Source organism: Dechloromonas agitata is5, from assembly GCF_000519045.1.
In the GTDB taxonomy this organism is placed as follows: Bacteria; Pseudomonadota; Gammaproteobacteria; order Burkholderiales; family Rhodocyclaceae; genus Azonexus; species Azonexus agitatus.
This window is the reverse complement of the sequence record NZ_KI912532.1, coordinates 2,891,176-2,912,693: the sequence shown is the minus strand read 5'-3', so window position 1 is coordinate 2,912,693 and position 21,518 is coordinate 2,891,176. Positions and strand designations below refer to the sequence as shown.

The window sequence follows — 21,518 nt, the reverse complement described above, 5'->3', positions numbered from 1 at the left end:
GTTGGGAAATCCGTTCCGGACTTCGTCCTCCACGGCTTCCCCAACGCATTCGTCGTGGCTCGGAAATCAGTTGTTCTGAGCTACACTTATCCACAAGCCAACCTATGTCAGGCGGCTATCACACCTGGTCAAAATTCAACGCGCACAGGTGGTCAAATTTAAACGCGCGCCGACAGAAGTACGCCAATTTCGCTGTAAATCGGCTCCAAACTACCGAAATTGTTAGCACCCGTGGACCGAATAGTGAGCTCCCAGTACCATTTTCCTGTCGTCTTGCCTACGGTAGCCCGAATTCCCCCGGCGATTGTTCGATTAGGCAACTGAACCACTAAGTTATCCGCTGATAAGGTCGTTGCGCTTGTTCTATCGGTTGGATTCCAGGTGGCGCACCCCGTAGCTCCCGAGGTGCAGCCGCCCACCGTGCTGACGCCATCTCCAACAAGGGAAGGAACCTGCGGTGTTGACGGGGTAACTACTGCGTTGACGGTCAGTCCTGGCACTGGCATGCGGTATTGATAGGATATAGCGGCGAGTGCTGCGGGCACGCTTGCGCCAAGCGCAAGCGCGGCAACTAGCGGTTTAATTAGGGTTGGTTTCATTTGGCGTCCCAAAACAGATTGAATGTCTGTTGTATAGGCATCGCACGTCAAATCTGGCGCCCCGAAAGTGGTTAATAACCTTTGCTTAGCCCAAAAAAAACAGGCTTCCGAAGAAGCCTGCCTTAAATCAGATGCGGTCATGCCATTGGCGTAAATATTTCAACACGATAACTTAACGCCTAGTCGAATCGACCGGCTTTTTGCATTATTGGCCCGGTGCTGCGGGCCAATGGCGGATCAGCCCGTCAGCGGCTTGACCACGCGCTTGACGGCGGTGTCGTCAGGATGCGGATGGATGGTGAAGCCCAGGCTGGTCATCAGGCGGAACATCTTGGCGTTGGTCGACAGCACGTCGCCGACCACGGCCCGGTAGCCCTTCATGCGGGCACACTCGATCAGTGCCGTCATCAGCTTGCGGCCGACGCCGCATTTCTGCCAGTCGTCGCCGACAGCCAGGGCGAACTCGACCGATTCGCCATCCGGGTTGACCACGTAGCGGGCGACGCCGATCTGTTTCTCCATTGGCGGCACGCCATCGACGTTGTCCTCGACCTCCTTGGTGATCGTGGCGACCAGCGCCATTTCGCGGTCGTAGTCGATCTGCGTGAAGCGAACCAGCATGGTCTGGGTCAGTTCGCGCAGGGTATCCATGAAGCGGTAGTAGCGTGATTCGTCCGACATGTTCTTGACGAATTCCTGCTCCATGTCGGCATCTTCCGGGCGGATCGGTCGGATCGTGACGACCTGGCCATCGTTCATCTGCCATTCCTGGATCAAATGCACCGGGTAGGGGTAGATCGACATGTGGGCGTAGCGGTCGCCGTTCGAACTGGTGGCGTGGTCGATCACGATGCGGGCATCGGCAGCGATGGCGCCGTTTTCATCGACGATCAGCGGATTGAGATCCAGTTCCTGGATCCACGGCAGTTCGCAGACCATTTCCGAAATGCAGAGCAGGACTTCCTTGATCGCTTCGCGGTCGGCCGGCGGCATGTTGTGGAACTGGCCAAGAATCTTCGAGGCACGCGTCGATTCGATCAAGTCCTTGGCCAGGAAACGGTTCAGAGGCGGCAGGGCGACCGAGCGGTCGGAGAAGATCTCGACGTCGAAACCGCCGGCGCCGAAGGTGATCACCGGCCCGAAGATCGGGTCGCGGAAAACGCCGATCATCAGCTCACGGCCGTTAGGGCGGGACAGGAAGGGCTCGATCGAGACGCCATTGATCTTGGCATCCGGCCGGCGCTTCTGCACCGTGTCGATGATGTCGTGATAGGCGTTGCGAACAGCCGGGGCGTTCTGGATGTTCAGTCGCACGCCACCCGCGTCGGACTTGTGCGGCAGATCCGGAGAGTCGACCTTCATCGCCACCGGGAATCCGATCTGCTCGGCCAGCAGCAGCGCTTCGGTGGCGGTGCGGGCAACCATGGTCTGCGCCACCGGCACCTTGAAGGCGCGCAGGATGGCCTTCGATTCCATTTCCGACAGCACCTTGCGACGCTCGGCGAGCAGGGCCTCGATCAGCATCTTGGCGCCTTCCGCCTCGGGGCGGCCGAACTGGCGGGTTGGTTCCGGCGTCTGGAGCAGCAGCTTCTGGTTGCGGTAATACTTGGAAATATGATGGAACAACTCGATCGCCGTCTCCGGCATGCGGAAGGCCGGGATGCCGGCATCCTCGAGCAGTTGGCGGGCCTCGCGAACCTGGTCTTCGCCCATCCAGCAGCAGATCAGCGAGCGGTTCAGCTTGTCGGCCACCTCGATGATCGCCTTGGCGACGGCCAGCGGGTCGGTCATCGCCTGCGGCGACAGCATGACCAGCGTGCTGTCGACATGGGGATCCTGGGTGACGGCCAGGATGGCTTCGCGATAGCGTTCCGGGGTCGCGTCGCCGCCGATGTCGATCGGGTTGCTGTGCGACCAGTTGGCCGGCAGCGCCTTGTTCAGCACGGCCATCGTGTCATTGGCCAGTTCGGCCAGCGGAATGCCGAGGTCGCCGGCGCGGTCGGCTGCCATGGCGCCCGGACCGCCGCCGTTGGTAATGATGGCCAGGCGGTTGCCGAGCGGCCGGAATTTGGAAGCCAGCGCCTTGGCGGCGTAGAACAACTGGCCGACGTTCTGTACGCGAACCACACCGGCCCGGCGCACGGCGGCGTCGAACACGGTGTCGGACACAGCAGCCATGCCGGAATGGGTGGCAGTGGCCATGGCGCCCGCTTCGTGGCGACCGGCCTTGAGCAGGATGATCGGCTTGATGCGGGCCGCCGAACGCATGGCGCTCATGAAGCGGCGGGCGTTACGGATGCCTTCGACGTACATCAGGATGTAGTGCGTCCGGCTGTCGTAGATCAGGTAGTCGAGGATTTCGCCGAAATCCACGTCGGCAGTCATGCCGATGGAAATGACCGACGAGAAGCCGACGTCGTTGGCCTTGGCCCAGTCCAGCACGGCAGAGCACATGGCGCCGGATTGCGAAACGAGGGCGAGGTTGCCAGCCTTGGCGGAAATCTTGGTGAAGGTGGCATTCAGGCCGAGGTCGGGGCGGATGATGCCCAGGCAGTTCGGGCCGAGGATGCGCACGTTGTAGGAACGGGCGATCTCCAGCACCTTGCGCTCCAGCGCGGCACCGACGTGGCCGGCTTCAGAGAAGCCTGCGGCGATGATGATCACGTTGCGCACGCCGCTGCGGCCGCACTGCTCGATCAGTTGCGGCACGGTCTGCGGCCGGGTGGCGATGACCGCCATTTCGACCCGGGCGCCGATTTCCTCGATCGACTTGTAGGCCGGTTGGCCCTGGATCTTCTCGTGCTTGGGGTTGATGGCGTACAGGCGGCCTTTGTAGCCCGAGCCGAGGATGTTCTTGAAAATGATGTTGCCGACCGAATTTTCACGGTCCGAAGCGCCGATCACGGCGACGGATTTCGGTTCGAAAAGCCCCGTAAGATAGTGCTGTTCAAGCATGGCGAGCCCCTTGTCAGGCTGTTATTGTGCAGTGCGGAATTTTGGCATAAGGACCCTGTAATGTCATGGGTCGAATAGGGTTATTCAGCGTGTCGTCAGTTCGCAGGCGAGCACCATCGATTGCGACAGGGCCCGGTGCACCGGGCATTTATTGGCGATTTCCAGCAGGCGCTGGCGCTGATCGTCGCTCAGTTCGCCTTCCAGCGTGATGCTCCGGTTGATGCGGTCGCGCGTCACGCCGCCGATTTCCACCTTTTCGTGGCTGAGCGCAACGCTGACCCTGGTCAGCGCGAGGCCCTTGCGTTCGGCGTACATGCGCAGGGTCATCGAGGTGCAGGCACCGAGGCCGCTCATGATGAAATCGAAGGGCGCCGGTCCCGCATCCGCCCCGCCCATGCTCGCCGGTTCGTCGGCGATCAGTTGATGCTGGCCGGCGGTGATGGCCTGCTGGTATCTTCCCTTCCCATTTTCTGCAACGACGACGATGCCCGACATGACTGCCTCCGTGTGTGAATTGCCTTCGATCATACCGCCTTCCCCGTGGGTGGTGCGCCACTGTGGACACATCGTGCCGGGCGGCAGGGTGCTCGACCTGGCCTGCGGCAGCGGCCGGCATGCCCGTTACATGGCCAGCCTGGGCCATCCCGTCGCCGCTGTCGACCGCGATGCCGCGGCTATCGCCGGCTTGCAGGGTTTGCCCGGCATCGTGGCCGAGCGGCACGATCTGGAAGCGGGAGGCTGGCCACTGGCCGACCATTCCTTCGCCGGCGTCGTCGTCACCAACTACCTGTGGCGGCCCCGCCTGCCTCAAGTCATGGCCTTGCTGGCGCCTGGCGGAGTGTTGATCTACGAAACCTTCATGCGCGGCAACGAAGCCTATGGCAAGCCGTCCAGCCCCGCCTTCCTGCTCGAACCGGGCGAGTTGCGGCGGGTTGCCGCCGCCGCCGGGTTGGTGGAAATCGAATTCGTCGAGGGCTACGTTGAAACGCCCAAGCCGGCCATGCGTCAGGCCATTTGTGCCGTGCGGGCCTGAACGATGGCGGCAGCCAGCCGGTCGATGCCGTCCGGCGACAGGTCGTCGGTGGCAAAGGTTTCCGGGTGCTGCAGGCCGGTGAAATTGTGGTCCTGCGAGCGGCGGTAGAGCGGGTCGTAATGCAGTTCCAGCAGTTCGCGCACCAGGACGGGCCAGTCGGCCGTGCTGACGTAATCCTGCCAGCGCTGCAGGGTCTCCCCGGCAATCAGCGTGCGCAGGGCATCCAGACGGCGGTTGAGGAGATCCGGCAGGTCGAAAAAGTAGGCGTAGTCGCGCAGCAGGAAATCGACGCGGGCGGCCAGTGTCGCCTCGACATTCAGGCAGTCGCCGGCGCGAACCTGGCGTATCAGCGCTTCCGGTACGTGCAGGTTGCCGATCTTCCGGCTTTCTGCCTCGACATAGACCGGGCGCCCGGGATCCAGGGCGCTCAGTGCCTGGAGCAAGCTGGTTTCGAACCATTTCTGCGTCGGTTGCGGTTGCCCGGGCAGGACGCCGAGCACGGAGCCCTTGTGGCTGGCCAGGCCTTCCAGGTCGAGCACTTGCTCGCCGAGCCGGCCGATAGCCTGCAGGATGGCCGTCTTGGCGCTACCCGTCGCGCCGCACACGACATGAAAGCGGAAGCGGCCGGGAAGGACTTCCAGTTGCTCGATGACGTGCCGGCGCCAGGCCTTGTAGCCGCCTTCCAGTTGCCCGGCCTGCCAGCCGATGGCGCGGAAGATGGTAGTCATCGAGCCGCTGCGGTCGCCGCCACGCCAGCAGTAGATCAGTGGCTTCCAATGGCGCGGCCGGTCGAGGAATTGCGCTTCCAGATGGCAGGCGATATTGCGCGACACCAGCGCCGCGCCGACCTTCTTGGCCTCGAAGGGCGACACCTGCTTGTACATCGTGCCGACGCGGATGCGTTCCTCGTCATCCAGCACCGGGCAGTTGATGGCGCCGGGGATGTGGTCTTCGGCAAATTCGGCGGGGGATCGGACATCGATGATCGTGTCGTAGGCAGCGATGTCGGCGACGGTGGGGTGGGAGCGCTTCATCCGCCTATTTTAGCAGGGGGGCCAGGGTGGGCCAGACGTGGTCGAGGATCAGCGGTTGGGCATCGGCCACCGGATGCAGGTTGTCGGCCTGGAAGTAGCGTTGGTGGGCGGCCACCGGTTCAAGCAGGAATTCGACCAGCGGCACTTTCTTAGCTTGGGCGATGTCCACGAAACTGCGCCGGAAATCCTCGGCATAAGGGCCGTAATTCGGCGGTAGGCGCATGCCGGCCAGGGCCACCCGGGCACCGCTGGCGCGGGCGGCATCGATCATGGCGGCGAGATTGTCACGCATCTGGCCAAGTGGCAGGCCACGCAGGCCGTCGTTCGCACCGAGCGCAATGACGACGACGGCCGGCCGTTGCGCCTTGAGCGCGGCCTCGAGGCGGGAACGCCCGCCAGCCGTGGTTTCGCCGGAAATCGACAGGTTGGCGACGCTATAATCGAGGCGCTTTTCGGCGACGCGGGCGCCGAGCAGGGCGGGCCAGGCCTGTTCCGGCCGGATGCCATAGCCGGCGGAAAGCGAGTCGCCCATGACGAGGACGGTCTTTGCGGCATGGGCCGGCAAGATGGTTGAACAGAGCAGGCAGAACAGGAAGAAGGCGAGCCGCATGGCAGACAATCCGGTGATCGAAGTTTCAGGTTTGGGCAAGACCGTCGATAACGGCGGCGAGCCGCTGACGATTCTGCAGGATATTTCCTTCGCGGTCATGCCGGGCGAAACGGTCGCCATCGTCGGCGCTTCCGGCTCCGGCAAGTCGACCCTGCTCGGCCTGCTGGCCGGGCTGGATGAACCAAGCAGCGGTGCGGTGCGTCTCGACGGCCAGTCGCTTGGCGAACTGGACGAAGACCAGCGGGCCATTTTGCGCGGCCGGCTGCTCGGTTTCGTCTTCCAGTCCTTCCAGTTGTTGCCGTCGCTGACGGCGGTCGAGAACGTCATGCTGCCGCTCGAACTGGCCGGTACGGGCAATGCCCGCGGTCTGGCCGGCGAATGGCTGGCCCGTGTCGGCCTTGGGCATCGCCTGAAGCATTATCCGAAGCACCTGTCCGGCGGCGAACAGCAGCGCGTCGCGCTGGCCCGTGCCTTCGCTCCGAGTCCCCGCCTGGTCCTCGCCGACGAACCGACCGGCAATCTCGACGCGGCGACCGGCCAGCAAATCATCGAACTGATGTTCGAGCTCAATGCGAAACAGGGAACGACCCTGCTGCTGGTCACCCACGACGAAGCCATCGCCGCCCGCTGCGGGCGGATGCTCCGTATCCAGTCCGGACGACTGGCCGGCTAGCCGAGCAGGGTTGTCGGGTAGTCATCATTCGGCACGTGGCAAAGCTCGATATACTGGCTGACGCTTTCCCCTTTTCCTTGTGAAATCATCGCCCATGTCTCTGTTTACGCAACCCGCTGTCTTACTTTCGCCGGGCAGGGCGTGAGTCCGCCGACTTCCCGCCAGGGCCTGGCGACAAACCTGCAGGCTGCGGCCGATTCCTATCAGCGGGCGCATGTTATCGAGCATTGCGCGGTGTGTGCCAAGCCGTGTTGCCGTCTAGATACCCATGTCCTCGAACTGAACTGGAAGCAGGTGAAGGTTTTCTGGCAACTCGACGAGTCGCGTGCCGCCTTTGACCGACGGCTGGCGTCGGGCAAGGGGCCCGAGGAGATTCGGGCGGGTGACGGGCTTTATTTCGCCCACCGCAAAGTCTGCCCGGCCTACGACGAGGCGCAGCATTGTTGCCGGGTCTATGACCAGGCCATCAAGCCGACCGGGTGCTCCGATTACCCGGTGTATGGCGATGGGAATGCCCTGATTGCCGATCTGCGCTGCGAAGCGGTGGATATCGATGAACTGGCCGCCTGGGTTGCGCGTGCACTGGGGCCGGCGTTTCATGTCACCCAGTCGGCCGATCGCGATTTCCCCTTTTTGGTCACCCTGACGGTCAAACGGCGGGGCGGCGATCCAAAGTCGAGGGCTGGGCGCCGCTAGGCTGGGTACCCGCTAGAGCGACCGCACGGCGTGCATCATGCCGGGGTCGTCGGCATCGCGACGCACCTCGAAGCCCAGCTGGCGGGCAAACTTGATCATCTTGTCGTTGGAAGCGAGGATGAAAGCCTCCATCTTTCGCATGCCGCGCGCCCTGGCCGCGTCGATCAGCGACAGCATCAGGATGCCGGCGACGCCGCTGCCTTGCCACGTATCGTCGATGGCGATGGCGAATTCGCAATCGTCGCCGGACGGCCCGGCAACATAGCGTGCCACGCCGATTTCCACCGGCCGCCCGTCCTGCTCGATGACCGCCACCAGCGCCAAGTGGCGAATGTAGTCGATCTCGGTCAGGTATTTCAGCTTGCCGGGCGGCAGTTCCTTCAGCGTCGACATGAAGCGCTTGTACCGCGAATCGGCGGAAAGGTGCTGGACGAAATCCTGTTCCATGGCGGCGTCTTCGGCACGGATCGGTCGGATGGTGACCGGGTTGCCGTCGAACAGGTAACGTTGGCGGACAAGTTCGACAGGGTAGTCGGCCATGGCTTACTCCGGCAGACGTTCGACCAGGTAGGCGACGATGCCGTCGAGCGTGACGACCTTGCCGTAGTCGGTTTCCGGGATATTCACACCCAGCTTCTCGTGGATGCTGGCCAGCACGTTGAGCCAGTCCATCGAATCAAGGTCGATCTGGGTGCGCAACGGCTTGTCGGGAATGATCCGCGCCGGATCGACTTCCGGCGCCAGCCGTTTGACGATGGCCAGCACCTCCGTGCGGATTCGTTCTTGCTGTTGACTCATTTTTCTTCCCCCTGCGCCAGCGTCGAGGTATCGCCCTCGGGCAGGCCGAGTTCCCTGGCCTTGAGCAGCCGGCGCATGATTTTTCCGCTTCGAGTATGTGGCAGCGCTGATACGAATGCAATTTCCTTGGGCGCCACCGCTGCACCGAGACGCTGCCGGGCATGGGCCAGCAAGGCTAGGTTCAGCGCATCGTCCGGCGCGTTGCCGTGCCTGAGCACGACGAAGGCCTGGACCACCTCGCCGGCCAGGGCGTCCGGCTTGCCGATGACGCCTGCTTCGGCGACGGCCGGGTGCTCCATCAGCACGCTTTCCACCTCGAAGGCACCGATCAGGTGGCCGGACGACTTGATCACCTCGTCGCTACGGCCGACAAACCAGTAGTAGCCATCGGCATCGCGCCGCACCAGGTCGCCGGTCAGGTAGAGCTTGCCGGCAAAGCAGGCGCGGTAGCGTTCGGGCTGGCCGAGATAGGCGCGAAACATCGAGGGCCAGCCGGTTTCCAGCGCCAGTTCGCCGACCGTGTCCGGTGTTTCGATCAGCGATACCGGTTCTCCCTCGACATGGCGCACGACATGGGCGGCAATACCCGGCAAGGGGCGGCCCATCGAACCGGGCTTGATGTCGCGGGTAGCGGTGTTGGCCAGCATGATGCCGCCGGTTTCGCTCTGCCACCAGTTGTCGTGGATCGGCCGGCCGAGCATGTCCTGCCCCCACCATACCGCCTCCGGGTTGAGCGCTTCGCCAACGCTGGCGACAAAGCGCAGGTCGGGGAAACGGTGGCCGGCAAACAACATCGGCCCGGCCTTCATCAGCAGCCGGATGGCCGTCGGTGCGGTGTACCAGACATTGACCCGCTCGCCTTCGAGGATGGCAATCCAGCGTGTCGGGTCGAATTCGGCCTGGTCGACGACGCTGGTCACGCCGAGGACCAGCGGTGCAACGATGCCGTAGGAGGTGCCGGTTACCCAGCCGGGGTCGGCGGTGCACCAGAAGGTATCGCCCGGCCGCAGATCGAGGGCAGTTCGCGCCGTGGCGTAGTGCGTGAGGACCGCAGCATGGACATGGAGCGCCCCCTTCGGCTGGCCGGTCGTGCCGCTGGTGAAATGCAGCAGGGCGGGGTCTTCAGGGCCGGTGGGAACCTGGGCCGGGGTATCCGCTGCCGCCTGCAGCAGGGTAGGTAGATCGAAGGTGTCGGGCAGTGGACCGACGCCCAGGTCGTCGACCAGCAGGACATGCCGGAGCGAGGGGAGCATGGGGCGGAGTGCAACCACCTTGCGCTGATAGAGGCTGGTCGTGGTGACCAGCACCGTGCCGCCTGCCTGGGCGATGCGGCTGCGAATCGGCTCGGGGCCGAAAGACGGGAAGAGCGGCGAAACGACGGCCCCGATCTTCAGCGCGCCGAGCACGGCGACGTACAACTCGCAGATGCGGCCGCACAGCACGAAGACGCGGTCGCCCTTGCGCACACCAAGCGTCGCCAGGGCATTGCCGAAGCGATCAGTCAGCCCGGCGAGTTCGCGGTAACTGAGATCCCGGCGACTGCCATCGGCGTTCAGGAAGCGGAAGGCGGTTCGCCCAGCGTGCGCCGAGCGGGCGTGGCGGTCGACCGCCAGTTCGGCGATATTGACCGGGCCATCCGGCGTCATACCGAGTTCCTCGGCGACCCGCGCCCAGGAAAATGCGGTGTCATCGGCTGCCGAGGGCGAGGTGGTGGGCGGTTGGCGAATCAGCGGAGGTCTCATCGGCGCATTCCTGACGGAAACCCTGCCATCGTAAGCCGAATTGAGGCCCGGCGTACCGGGTTATGCGCCTCAAGCCGGCTGTGAAATCGGCTGAGAGACAGCGATCGCGTTCCGCGCAGCGCGCCGCCCGCTGCGCACGGCGCCTTCGAGTGTTGCCGGGTAGTCGGCCCAGGTGTAGTCACCAGCCAGAAACACGCGGGGATGTGTCGTCTGGCTGTCGGGACGATGCAGGCCGGGGTGGGCGGAAAAAGTGGCGCGCTTTTCGCGAATCACCTTGTGCCAGAGGAACGGTTCGGCCAAGCCCAGTTCGCCGTGCAGGGCGGCGGCCAGCGCCTCGTCGGACAGTGCCTCCCACGCACCATGACCGCTCAGCACGCAGGCAAGCAGGCCATTGCCGCGGTCGACCACCCACTGCCCATGCTGGCCCAACAGGTGGAAGAGCGGGAAGGGCAGGGTGGTGCCCGTGGGGAATTGCAGGTAGATCGTCGCAATCGGCTCGAAGGCGTAGTTGGTGCGGGCGGCCGGCCACAGGCTGGCGACATGCTGGGGGGCGGTGGCAATCACGACGGCTGCGAAGGATTCATCGCCGATGCGCACGCCGTCGGCGCTGGCGACGATTTCTCCCACCCGGCAACCCAGCCGCACATCGGCTCCCTGGGCTCGCAGCGAGCAGTCAGCCGGTTCAGGGAGCAGTTGGCCGAAATCGACACGCGGCAGCAACAGGTCGGTGTCTGCCCGGCAGCGGCTGCCCAGGCTGTCGCGCAGCACGTTGGCGAACAGTTGGGCTGAGGCGTGTGCGGCGGGAGTGTTCAGGGCGGCGAGACAAAGCGGTTCCCACAAATGGCGGCGCAGCACGCCGGTCTGGCCGGCTGCATCCAGCCAGTCGGCGACGCTCGTATCTTCGGCCAGACGGAAGCCGCGGCGCTTGATGCCTTCCATCCACCAGGCCGTGCGCAGTTTTTCCCGCCAGCCGACGGTCGGGCTGCTCAGCAGGCCCCAGGCGACATGCAGCGGTGCCGGTAGCAGGGGAAGTCGGAGGCGAAAGCCGGTACGATCGACGACCTGCAGCGGGCGGCGGTCGAACAGGCGCTCGGGATCGGCGCCGACCCGGCGCATCAGGTCCAGCGTGTCGCGATAGGCGCCAAGCAAAATGTGCTGGCCGTTATCGACGGTGCGGCCATCGAGGCTGACGCTCCGGGCCCGGCCGCCGAGCACGCGTCCAGCTTCGAACAGCGTCACGGCGCGGCCGGCCTCGGTCAGGTCGACCGCAGCGGCAATGCCGGCCCAGCCGCCACCGATGACGGCGACCCGCATCGGGTCAGCCCTTGATCCAGGTCTTGGCCGCCAGCCAGAGCTTGCGGCCGGGCGGCAGCGAAATGCGCTGGTGCAGCACCTGGAAATTCTCGTCCTTGATCTCGGCCAGCAGGGTCCGATAGATCGCCGCCATGATCAGTCCCGGGCGCTGACTCTTGCGATCCACCGCTGGCAACTGGGCGAGGGCCTGTTCGTAGTAACGCTCGGCCCGCTCGTACTGGAACTGCATCAGGGCGGTGAAGTTGTCGGAATACTTGCCATTCAGGATGTCGGCGGCCGGCACATTGAACTGCTTCAGTTCGTCCATCGGAATATAGATGCGGCCGCGCCGGGCATCCTCGCCGATGTCGCGGATGATGTTGGTAAGCTGGAAAGCCATGCCCAGGTCGTGCGCATATTTCTGCGTCTGGCGGTCCCGGTAGCCAAAGATCTCGGCGGCGAGCAGGCCGACGACGCTGGCCACGCGGTAGCAGTAGAGCGACAGGCCTTTGAAATCAAGATAGCGCGCCTGCTGGAGATCCATTTCCATGCCGTCGATGATTTCCAGCAACTGCTCCTTGGGCAGGTTGATACCGGGAGCGACCTGCTTCAAGGCCTGGCCGACCGGATGTTGCGGCTTGCCCTCGGCGACCCGCTCCACCTCCTGGCGCCACCAGGCCAGCTTGGTCGAGGCGACCGAAAGATCGTTGCATTCGTCCACAACGTCATCCACTTCGCGGCAGAAGGCGTAAAGGGCCATGATCGCCCGCCGGCGCTCGGCCGGCAGGAACAGGAAGCTGTAATAGAAGGAGGAGCCGCTGGCGGCGCACTTCTCCTGGCAGTACTGGTCGGGAGTCATGGGGCTACATTCTAAGGGATCGCCCGCCGAGAACCAGCCAGTCCCAGGGGCCGAGCTTGGGCCGGCGGTGGAAAACATCGCCCCGCACCTGGCGAATGCGCTCCAGAATGCGTAGACCGCCCTGCACGGTCAGGCGAATTTCCCAGCCCATGCGGCCGGGCAAGGCATGGACGAGCGGCGCACCGCGCTTCATCAGCGCCATCGCCCGGTCGATCTCGAAATCCATCAGGGCTGCCCAGTTGGCCGACCAGCGGTTGGCAGCGATGTCGGCCTCGCTGACCCGGAAATGCGGGAAATCGGTTTGCGGGATATAGACACGGTCCTTCTGCCAGTCGATGGCCACGTCCTGCCAGAAATTGATCAACTGCAGGGCGGTGCAGATACAGTCGGATTGCATCAGTTGCTCGTCGCTGGTCCGCCCGAACAGATGCAGCACCAGCCGCCCGACCGGATTGGCCGAGCGCCGGCAATAGTCGAGCAGTTCCGGGTAGTCGGCGTAACGCGTCTTCACCACGTCCTGCGCGAAGGCGTCGAGCAGGTCGCGGAATAACGGGATGGGCAGGGCGTGGGCAGCGATCACCTCGGCCAGGCTGGCGAAAAGCGCCGTTTGCGGTGTCTCGCCTCGTGCGATGCGGTCGAGTTCAGCCTGGTAGGCGGCGAGGGCGGCCAGGCGTTGTGCCGGCGTCGCATCCCCCTCGTCGGCGATATCGTCGGCGCTGCGGGCGAAGTGGTAGACCACCTCGATCGGCCGGCGGAGCCGGGCAGGAACCAGCCAGGAGGCGACCGGGAAATTTTCGTAATGATCGACAGGCATGGGCGATGACTTCAGTCGGTGCTAGAATGCGCCCCGCTCGCCCAGGTGGCGAAATTGGTAGACGCACCAGATTTAGGTTCTGGCGTAGAAATACGTGGGGGTTCGAGTCCCTTCCTGGGCACCATATAAAATCAAGTAGTTAGATTACTTTCGGGTACTTCTGACTACCGCGAGCAAACCGAATTTTTTGGGGAAATCTTCCCAAATCTTCCCAACGTTTTCGGTCTAACCCCTTGCGGCAGTAGAGCAAGAGGGGTATATTGTACTTCACGGTAGCTGGTATCACCGGGCGTCAGCCAAAGCCAGCCGTTTAAAGTAGTTTCTCCGGCCATCAGGTCGGGCCGCGACGGTTGGGACTTTGTTTCCTGCGCGCCGCGCGGCAAAGGAGGGGCGCCCAGCCACCTCCATGTTGTTGGCATTGTACTTGGGCCAATGACAAGCGGGTTCCTCAAAAGGACCCAAAATGACTCTCCCGGAATTTTTTGCCCTTGCCGGCAGCCGCTTTGAAGTGCGCCTCCAGGACGCATGCCGGCTGGCGGGTATCAACTATCAGACCGCCTGCAACCAACGCCACCGCGGGGTTTTTCCGCTCCCGGTGACCAAACGCAGTAGGAACAATGTGGTCGTCAAGATCGACGACCTCTACGCCTATGTCTACGGTGTAAAAGCTGTCACTGCCCCTGTTTCCGTGGCGCCGCCTGCTGTTGGTCGGCGGGGGAAGCCCAGGAAGGAAGAAGTAGCAGAGGCTCGCTCGCGCGGCCTCTCCGTGCCCCAGCTGCGCCGCCTGAAGGCGGGGCTGGAGGGTTAAGGCATGGCAAAAAACAGGTATCCGGCCGACTGCCAGCCAGTCCTCAGCCAATATTCACCCTTGGCCAGGGCCCTTGCACAGGCTTCCGGCCTGACCCTAGACGACATCCGCCAGGAAATAGCAGCGGCCTGGCTTGAGGGGGCAGAGCCAGCCCACGCGGTGCCCGCCTCGTTGGGCCTGCGGCGCCTACCCTGTGGGTGGGTTTCAACCGACCTTCACGTCAACGCCAGGCGGGCGGGCGACGACGAAAATTTTGTGCCAACTGAAGAGATGCCTAGGCCTAAACCACGCCGTGGGCATGTCGCTGCCGGCGTGGCTGCTGATCTGGGCTTGGGCCTTAGGTCAGCGCAGAAGCGCCTCAAACGGCAGCGCGACGCCGCTGGGGCGGGGCAGGGCGACCTGTTCATGTTCATGGATGGGGAGGGATCATGACCTTCCATGCCATTCACCAAGTGGAGCAGATGCGCCAGGAGGCGCCCTATCGACAACGTTATCAAGGGTTTGCTCGGGCGCCTGCAAATGAAAATGAAGAAGTTGCCCTTTCGAAACCTTTGTCACCTTGGGCGGACAAAAAAAGAGGGGTCCCCAACGGTTTTTTGCGGTCGGCCCTGTTCGGCGCGATCGCCAAGGGGCGGCGGCGGTACGTCGACGGCGAGGATCTCGCCGCCGTCGATGGCGTGACGATACGCTACAAGGGCGAGCGCCTCGACCAAGGCGACCTCGATGTGTGGGAGAGCGTGCTGCACGCCGTGCGGCTTCAGGAGCTGGGCAGTCAGTGCCGCGTCACTTCCTACGCCCTGCTGAAGCTCATGGGCAAGACCGATACCGGCAAAAACCGGGCGACGCTGCACGTCCGCATCGAGCGGCTTGTAGCCAATGCCTTGACGGTCAAGCAGGGCCGCTACACCTACATCGGCGGCCTGATTCGCTTCGCGTCCAAGGACGAGGACACCCAGGAATGGGTCATCGAGCTGGACGCGAAGCTGCGCCCGCTTTTCGCTGCCGACCAATTCACGCAGGTGGAATGGGCCGTGCGCCGCGCGCTGGCCGGTAAGCCGCTGGCCCAGTGGCTGCACGGGTTCTACTCCAGCCACGCAAAGCCCTTCCCGATGAAGGTGGGGACGCTGCTGCGGCTGTGCGGGAGCGAGTCGGAGCTGCGCCGGTACCGGCAGACGCTGGGCGATGCGCTGGATGCCGTGGCCGAGGCCAGCGCGGCCAACGGCGAGGACTTCCGCTACGAGATTCGCGGAGACCTCGTGCACGTCGAGAAGCAGGCCAAGGGAGCGCAGCTGCGGCACTTGGCCAAGAAGGCCAGCAATCCCCAGAAGCCACGCGGCTGATACCGTTCCAACGGGTGCGCCATACCGTTCTAGCGGGTGCGCCATACCGTTCTAGCGGGTGCGCCATACCGTTCTAGCGGGTGCGCCATACCGTTCTAGCGGGTGCGCCATACCGTTCTAGCGGGTGCAATATCCACAGGTTGAACAGGCTGAAACCTCGCTCTACCAATGGTTTTAGCGATTCGTTGGGTTTCGCTAATCTTTATTAATCTTTATTAATCCGGCTCTCAATTTGCCCTCTAGAAATCCAAGTTTCTTGTGGGATCCTGTAAAAACTGCCACGTGGCAGTTTTTAGGAGTAGCTATGAAAACTGAAATCCAGAACCTCAGGAAGTCCATCAATGATTGCTGGCTGGCGGTGGCTAGCCAGACTAGAACGGCTCATGGGATGGTGAAACCATTCCAGACGCACCTGGACGATCCTGTTTTCTCGATCACTGCCCAGATTCATGATGAACTTGCAAGGGTTGAGAAAATCCTGCGGGCGGATCTTCCTGCCCTTATTGACGATTTGGACAGGGCAATGAACGTCAACATCCGATAGCCAGAGCTCGACTTACCCACCGCTAGGGCGTGGCTTGCTCGATAAGGAGCCCGCCGGCAAGCCCTAACCGTGGATAAGTCTCAGAGCCTCTCCCACGCGCTGCGCCGCCACCCTGTGCTGCGCCCGGCCCCGAGGGGCCGGGCTTGGCCTTCGGCTTTGCCTGCTAGATGGCGGGCAAACATTCGGGCTGGAGCGCGCGGGGCCAGATGCCAGCGCAAGCGCTGGCCCATGATCTGATGATCATGGAACCCCGTGCCTTCCTCTGGTCAGCCGCTGGCTGATCTTCGTCAAGCACCAGCCTGTCAGTCATCTTCCGCTGGTCGACAACTGATAGGCTGAAAGCAGTTGGCCTATGCAAGCTCCCGCCAACCTGGGGGCATGCCCCCAGTCCCCCAAAGCAGAAGCACAACAGCCCGACCGCAAGCGGCCGTACTGTCACACACCACGCAGCCCTATGGGCTGCACATCCGCCCCCCTGCGGGCGGTAGCGCCTTGCTGCGCAAGGCTTTGAGGTGCAGCACTGCGTGCTGCACCAAGCGCCGCACAAGTGCGGCAACCCTCCTAGCCAAGGCCGGAAAACCGTGGCCTGGCCCGGCAAAACAAGTGCGGCACGTTCGCGCTGCGTACATAGGTCGGTAAGGCGTCAAGTTTCGATGCCCAACCAGGAGAAAAACATGAGCAAAACAAATCGTTTGAGCGTCCCGATTTCGCCAAGTTTTGAGCGTCAACTCCGCCAGTTGAGCGCCGAAAATGGGCGCTCTCTAGCAGCAAATTTTGCCGAAATGGCGCAGCGCGGGGCCGAGAAAATCACCATCGAGCAGCTGCTCTCCGCGATCAAAGGTGACCTGAAAACCTGGACGGGGGGAGCAGAGGAACTGAAAACGATCGTTGCAAAGTTGGGCCTCATAGAAAAGCATCTGGGCGCAGAAAAACCCACTGCTGGCGCGCTGCCAGAAGGCGTGTTTATTCCTGAAAAACCGGCGCGATTGTTGTTCGGCGAAGCCCTGTTTTCTGCTGCGCTTAGTGCCCAAATATTGAATGCCGAAATGCCAGGAACGCCGTCAAAGCCAGCCGGCTTCCACATCCGTGCAGCGCGCGAAAAAGCAGACGCTCAACTTGCCGAATTGCTGCGGGGTGAAAAATGAACAGCCTGAAAAAACTGCTTCTAATCTCGGTCGCGTTGGGCAGCTTCATGATTCTTGCGTATAACCTTGTTTGGTCGCCTGATTGGCAAGTGCAGCGGTGGCCAGAGACGCGGTTGCGTGCTCTGTATGTGCAGGCAGTCTTTGCCGCATCGATTGATTTAAGCGATGGGAAAAATCACCAACTCGTGATCGACGCGATCCAAGCTCGCGAGCCGAAAATCGAAGAGATAGTGTTTCGTCGTCTTCTCGTTTCGCTCGGCATAGCGATCACCATCACCGCTGGTTTGTCACTTCTGCCCGGACTTCTGGGGAGGGGAAAAGAGGGGCGCCTGCGGGGGGCTGAGCTTGCCTCTGTGGAGGCTCTCAAGCGATTACTTTTTTGGCGGCAGCATCGTCGTCAAATGGCCTTTGCAGCCGTATATGTCGCGCTTGGTGTAGGCCTAGGTGCAATGTTCTTTAAGAGCCTACCTGCTGCGACTTTATTGGGGTTTTTTGGGCTTGCCGCGTTTATGCTTGCCGAGTTTTTGAGTGCGGGGCAGCTTAAAAAACCGACTGGAATACGAATCGGCGGCGTTGAGATACCAATCGAAATGGAAGGGCGGCACACTGTTGTGTTTGGCACGACAGGCGCAGGCAAGTCGATGATTATTTACTCCGCTATCTTGGATGCGAGGAACCGGGGAGATCGAGGGTTCGTAATCGATATTGGGGGAGCATGCTGGCGCCGCTTTGCGCGCAAAGGTGATGTCCTTCTGGCGCCAGGGGATGAGCAAAGCGTGAAGTGGAATCCGTTTGCAGAGATCCGCAACCGTTTCGATTTTCTGGAACTGGCACGGGCGGCCATTCCGGATGGCACAGGGGAAGCTGCCGGCTTTCATGATATGGCCCGTATGCTGCTCGCCGTCGTCATGGAAAAGATGCATGCTGAGGGAAACTGGTCGGTTTCTAGGCTCCTATATCTCATCTGTTCCTCAAAGCGTGAGGAAATGAATGCAGTTGTCCTTGGCTCGCCGGCAGATGTTTATACTCAGGATGGTGCGGAGCGGCTGCTACAGAGCGTCCGCGCGGTGCTGACTACGTATCTGGTAGCTTGGAGTTTTATTGAGGATGGTGGGGATTTTTCGATCAGAGACTGGATTCGGAACGCCCCGCCCGGTACGTGGCTGTTTGCTAAATACAGCGACGGAAACGCGACGGTAATGAAGGATTTACTTACAAGTTGGTTCACCTTGTCCGTTAAAGAAACGATCAGTGATGACCAAAACATACCGCCGCCGACATGGACCATCGCGGATGAATTTGATTCGATGGGTGAGGCCTCTGCCGCCAGGCCTGCGCTAACCAAGTTGCGGCGATACAACGGCCGCTGCCTACTTGGTGTGCAAACCGTTGCGCAGTTGTGGGACACGTACGAGCGCGATGCCGCACAGGTTCTTTTGTCCTGTCTCTCGAACCAAATTTACCTTCGTGCGGGCGATCCGGAGACAGCTGAGTATTGTTCGAAGGCATTGGGCGAACAGGAATTCCTGCGGCAGGAGCAGAGTCGGAGTCGGCAAGGCTTGCTCGGCTTGGGGGGCGATCCATCAAAATCGGAAGCAGAGCGGCATGCCTTGGAGCGCATCGTTTTGCCTTCTGAAATGATGACCTTGGCTGATCGCGTCGGCTATCTGAAGCTTGCCGGCGATCTGCCGATCGTGAAAATCAAAGTTCCGATTCCATCGACTGAAAAGCGGAGTTGACTCAGAGCCGGCTTGCCGGCTTTTCGCTAACTACACGCGCGCCGCAATTGGTTCGTCGACTGGGCATATAGCAGTGTTACCAACGTAAAAAGGGAGCACTGCAAATGATCCGTTGCACGAATGTCGCCGCACGACAGGCGGAGTCCTACTACGCCCGGGACGACTACTACACCCAGGACAACCCACCAGCCTCCTGGTACGGCAAAGGGGCGGCGGAGCTGGGCCTCTCCGAGGACAACGCCGATCGCCTGTTTGGCGATCTGCTGCGCGGCAAGCTGCCGAACGGCGAGGAAATACCGGGCGGGCAGGGCGGGAAACGCCGGGCGGGAACGGATCTGACGATCAGTGCGCCGAAATCTGTCTCAATTGCCGCCCTGGTCTATGGCGATGCTCGCGTCACCGAAGCGCATAACGCGGCCGTCCGGGCTGCCCTGGACGCCGCAGAAAAACGAATTCAGGCCCGCATGGTGGGCCCGGACGGTAAAACCATCACCGTCGACACCGGCAACCTGATCGCCCGTACGGTGCTGCACGACACCAGCCGCGCCGCCGACCCGAATCTGCATACCCATTGCGTGCTGATCAACGCGACCCAAACGCCGGACGGCCGTTGGCGAGCCATGGAAAACCGTGAGCTCTTCAAAATGCAGCGCGAGCTCGACGTGCACTACAAATCGGAGCTGGCGGTGCGCCTCGCTGAGCTGGGCTACCAGCTGCGCCACACCAAGAACGGCTTCGAGCTGGCCACGATCAGCGACCAACAGATCAAAACGTTTTCGACGCGCACGGCAGCCATCGACTCCGCCCTGGCAGCGCGGGGCCTGAGCCGGGAGGAGGCGAGTGCCGAGCTGCGCGACAAGACCGCGCTCGACACCCGCGACCGGAAGGTTCACTACGACCGGGATCTGCTGGTCTCAGCCTGGCGCGAACGCGCCGCCGAACTGGGCCTGGCCGTTTCGCTGCCGGCCGGCCAATTGCCTGGCCTGGCACGTGACCCGAAGGAAGCGGCGCAGGAGGCGATTGAATTTGCCACCGGCCACCTCTCCGAACGCGAGGCAGCCTTTGAGAAGAAGGATTTCATGGCGGCAGCTATGTCCGTCGCCTATGGCCGGGCAACGCTGGCCGAGGTCGAGGCGGCATTCAACAAGGCCCTGGCCTGGGGCGACCTGGTACAGAAATCGGACGGCCGGATTACGGATCGCGCCTCGATCGCCCGTGAGCAGCGGATGCTGGAGGTCGAGCTGCTGGGCCGCCGCGCCGTTCGGGCGATTGCATCGGGCACGCTGTTCCTTGACCCCAAGTTGAATGAACGCCAACGGGCAGCCGTTGAGGCGGCGCTGACCACCACGAACCGCATCACCGGCATCCAAGGTCTGGCCGGGGTCGGGAAGACAACCCTCCTCAACGAGTTCCGCCAGCAGGCCGAGGCCTGCGGCTACACCCTGGCCGGGGTAGCGCCGTCGCACGGCGCCGTCAAGGCGCTGGCCGAGGCCGGCATCGAGGGCAAGACCCTCCAGAGCTGGGAGGTCTCAGGTTCCAAACTGGACGATAGGACGATCCTGGTCATCGACGAGTCGTCGCTGGCCAGCACGCGGCAACTGGCGGACGCAGTGATTCGTGCGGAAAAGGCGGGGGCACGCGTCCTCGTGGTCGGCGACAGCGATCAGTACCAGAGCGTGGAAGCAGGCCGAGGCTTCCAGCAATTGCAGCAAGCCGGGATGCAGACGAGCATCGTCGACACCATGCTGCGCCAGCAGACCGACATTACCCGCGAAGTCGCCCAGTTGGCGGCAGAGGGCAAGGGCGCCGCCGCCCTGGAGGCGCTGGCGAAGGCGGGCGGTGTGGTGGAAATCAAGGACGAGGCGCAGCGGCTGGCATTGATTGCCGCCGATTTCTGCGCCCTTCCGGCGGAGGAGCGCCGGGAAACCTTGGTGCTCACCGGCACCAACGAGGCACGCCGCCAGATCAATGCCGCCGTGCGGGAAGGCCTGAGCCTGGCGGGGCAGGGGAAGACGGTGGAGACCTTCGAGCGTGGCGACCTGACGGCAAATCAACAGCGCCGGGCACAGTTCTACGCCGAAGGGGATGCTGTGCGTTTCGATAAGGATTACCGCAGCCTGGGGGTGAAGTCCGGCGAGATTCTCAAGGTCAAGGCAATTCGTACGAACGAAATCGAACTCGCCCGGCCGGATGGCTCGACAGTGACGTTCACCCCGGCCAACCTCTCCGGCAAGGGCTGGACGGTCGGCAGAACCGACCGGCGCGAGTTGTCAGCTGGCGACCGGATTCGCGTCACGGGCGATATTGCGGCCACCGGGGAGCGCCTGCGGAACGGCCAGCGCGCCACGGTGCTCGCCATCTCGGACAAGCAGATGCAGGTGCAACTGGATGGCGGCAGCGGCAAGAAGGTTGCGATCAATCTGGAGAACGGCAAGCCGCTCTCCCTCGACTATGGCTATGCCGCGACCGGCCACAGCGCCCAGGGTCTCGGCGCGAAGCGCGTGCTCCTGGAGCGTAGTTCGGCCTGCCGTACGGCAAGCCAACGCGAGTTCTATACCGACGTGACCCGCGTGAAACAGGAGCTGAAGGTCTATACCGACGACCGCGGCAAGCTCGGCAAGGCGGTGGAGAAGCAGAACGACAAACACCAGGCGCTGGAGCAGTCGAACGACGGCGGCGACCTGGGCAACAGCTTTTCTGAGAAGGCGATGGAGACCAGCGAACAGGCCCACGAGCTGGTGGACAAGATGCGTGACCTCGCTGACAGGTCGCGCCATGTCAGCCGTCTGGCTCGGGAATTTATGGAGTTTGGCCTGTGAGTTGGCGTTTTGGGTTC

The 21,518-nt window shown here is 62.7% G+C and carries 20 protein-coding genes and 1 tRNA gene; 10 read left to right on the top strand and 11 right to left on the bottom strand.

Annotation, left to right across the window (positions count from 1 at the left end):
* Positions 1–158: 158 nt before the first annotated feature.
* The 3 genes from K420_RS20570 to K420_RS0114285 all read right to left on the bottom strand — a co-directional run bounded on the left by K420_RS20570 (position 159) and on the right by K420_RS0114285 (position 4,049).
* Positions 159–740: an SPRY domain-containing protein gene (locus tag K420_RS20570; protein ID WP_157275106.1), complete on the bottom strand. Its 582-nt coding sequence runs from the start codon at positions 738–740 to the stop codon at positions 159–161.
* Positions 741–836: 96 nt separating this feature from the next.
* Entirely contained in the window at positions 837–3,554 is a 2,718-nt protein-coding gene (locus tag K420_RS0114290) for a bifunctional acetate--CoA ligase family protein/GNAT family N-acetyltransferase (protein ID WP_027458667.1), read from the bottom strand.
* Positions 3,555–3,638: 84 nt separating this feature from the next.
* Positions 3,639–4,049, bottom strand: coding sequence for an OsmC family protein (locus K420_RS0114285; RefSeq protein WP_027458666.1), 411 nt, complete (start codon positions 4,047–4,049; stop codon positions 3,639–3,641).
* On the opposite strand from K420_RS0114285, the gene K420_RS0114280 reads away from it, so the two are divergent.
* A complete protein-coding gene (locus K420_RS0114280) occupies positions 4,048–4,587 on the top strand; it encodes a class I SAM-dependent methyltransferase (protein ID WP_027458665.1) in 540 nt (179 codons plus the stop codon). The genes K420_RS0114285 and K420_RS0114280 overlap by 2 nt on opposite strands.
* Here the strand turns inward: K420_RS0114280 and mnmH are convergent.
* Together mnmH and K420_RS0114270 are read right to left on the bottom strand one after the other, a co-directional pair.
* Positions 4,560–5,621 (bottom strand): tRNA 2-selenouridine(34) synthase MnmH, encoded by a 1,062-nt coding sequence (gene mnmH / locus K420_RS0114275; RefSeq protein WP_027458664.1) that lies wholly within the window; start codon positions 5,619–5,621, stop codon positions 4,560–4,562. The genes K420_RS0114280 and mnmH overlap by 28 nt on opposite strands.
* 4 nt (positions 5,622–5,625) lie before the next feature.
* Positions 5,626–6,231 (bottom strand): arylesterase, encoded by a 606-nt coding sequence (locus K420_RS0114270; protein ID WP_027458663.1) that lies wholly within the window; start codon positions 6,229–6,231, stop codon positions 5,626–5,628.
* On the opposite strand from K420_RS0114270, the gene K420_RS0114265 reads away from it, so the two are divergent.
* Together K420_RS0114265 and K420_RS0114260 are read left to right on the top strand one after the other, a co-directional pair.
* Positions 6,230–6,904, top strand: coding sequence for an ABC transporter ATP-binding protein (locus K420_RS0114265; RefSeq protein ID WP_027458662.1), 675 nt, complete (start codon positions 6,230–6,232; stop codon positions 6,902–6,904). The two genes, K420_RS0114270 and K420_RS0114265, sit on opposite strands and share 2 nt — an antisense overlap.
* A gap of 141 nt (positions 6,905–7,045) precedes the next feature.
* Positions 7,046–7,600 carry a zinc/iron-chelating domain-containing protein gene (locus tag K420_RS0114260; protein WP_027458661.1) on the top strand — a complete coding sequence of 185 codons (555 nt, stop codon included), beginning with the start codon at positions 7,046–7,048 and terminating at the stop codon, positions 7,598–7,600.
* 12 nt (positions 7,601–7,612) lie between these two features.
* Here the strand turns inward: K420_RS0114260 and K420_RS0114255 are convergent, their stop codons facing one another.
* The 6 genes from K420_RS0114255 to hpnC form a co-directional block, all read right to left on the bottom strand.
* Positions 7,613–8,140: a GNAT family N-acetyltransferase gene (locus K420_RS0114255; protein ID WP_027458660.1), complete on the bottom strand. Its 528-nt coding sequence runs from the start codon at positions 8,138–8,140 to the stop codon at positions 7,613–7,615.
* 3 nt (positions 8,141–8,143) lie between these two features.
* On the bottom strand, positions 8,144–8,398 hold the full coding sequence (locus tag K420_RS0114250; protein ID WP_027458659.1) for an acyl carrier protein: 255 nt from the start codon (positions 8,396–8,398) through the stop codon (positions 8,144–8,146).
* Complete coding sequence (gene acsA / locus K420_RS0114245; RefSeq protein WP_027458658.1) at positions 8,395–10,140, bottom strand: acetate--CoA ligase; 1,746 nt, start codon at positions 10,138–10,140, stop codon at positions 8,395–8,397. Before acsA ends, K420_RS0114250 begins: the two co-directional genes overlap by 4 nt.
* A gap of 69 nt (positions 10,141–10,209) precedes the next feature.
* Complete coding sequence (gene hpnE, locus K420_RS19110; RefSeq protein WP_035854850.1) at positions 10,210–11,454, bottom strand: hydroxysqualene dehydroxylase HpnE; 1,245 nt, start codon at positions 11,452–11,454, stop codon at positions 10,210–10,212.
* A 4-nt stretch (positions 11,455–11,458) separates the two neighbouring features.
* The gene (gene hpnD / locus K420_RS0114235) at positions 11,459–12,292 is read right to left on the bottom strand and encodes a presqualene diphosphate synthase HpnD (RefSeq protein ID WP_027458657.1); all 834 of its coding nucleotides are present in this window, start codon (positions 12,290–12,292) and stop codon (positions 11,459–11,461) included.
* 4 nt (positions 12,293–12,296) lie between these two features.
* A complete protein-coding gene (gene hpnC / locus K420_RS0114230; RefSeq protein WP_027458656.1) occupies positions 12,297–13,106 on the bottom strand; it encodes a squalene synthase HpnC in 810 nt (269 codons plus the stop codon).
* A 39-nt stretch (positions 13,107–13,145) separates the two neighbouring features.
* On the opposite strand from hpnC, the gene K420_RS0114225 reads away from it, so the two are divergent.
* The 7 genes from K420_RS0114225 (at position 13,146) to mobF (ending at position 21,501) form a co-directional block, all read left to right on the top strand.
* Positions 13,146–13,230: transfer RNA gene (locus K420_RS0114225), tRNA-Leu, on the top strand.
* A gap of 339 nt (positions 13,231–13,569) precedes the next feature.
* Positions 13,570–13,914 carry a hypothetical protein gene (locus tag K420_RS0114220; RefSeq protein ID WP_027458655.1) on the top strand — a complete coding sequence of 115 codons (345 nt, stop codon included), beginning with the start codon at positions 13,570–13,572 and terminating at the stop codon, positions 13,912–13,914.
* A gap of 428 nt (positions 13,915–14,342) precedes the next feature.
* Positions 14,343–15,254, top strand: a complete 912-nt coding sequence (gene trfA / locus K420_RS19105) for a plasmid replication initiator TrfA (RefSeq protein WP_198293857.1) — start codon at positions 14,343–14,345, stop codon at positions 15,252–15,254.
* A gap of 304 nt (positions 15,255–15,558) precedes the next feature.
* Entirely contained in the window at positions 15,559–15,798 is a 240-nt protein-coding gene (locus tag K420_RS0114205) for a hypothetical protein (protein ID WP_027458653.1), read from the top strand.
* A 674-nt stretch (positions 15,799–16,472) separates the two neighbouring features.
* Positions 16,473–16,943, top strand: coding sequence for a hypothetical protein (locus tag K420_RS0114195; RefSeq protein ID WP_157275105.1), 471 nt, complete (start codon positions 16,473–16,475; stop codon positions 16,941–16,943).
* Positions 16,940–18,682 carry a type IV secretion system DNA-binding domain-containing protein gene (locus tag K420_RS19815; RefSeq protein ID WP_051453149.1) on the top strand — a complete coding sequence of 581 codons (1,743 nt, stop codon included), beginning with the start codon at positions 16,940–16,942 and terminating at the stop codon, positions 18,680–18,682. Before K420_RS0114195 ends, K420_RS19815 begins: the two co-directional genes overlap by 4 nt.
* Positions 18,683–18,786: 104 nt before the next feature.
* Positions 18,787–21,501 (top strand): MobF family relaxase, encoded by a 2,715-nt coding sequence (mobF, locus tag K420_RS19095; protein ID WP_035854847.1) that lies wholly within the window; start codon positions 18,787–18,789, stop codon positions 21,499–21,501.
* Positions 21,502–21,518 lie beyond the last annotated feature (17 nt).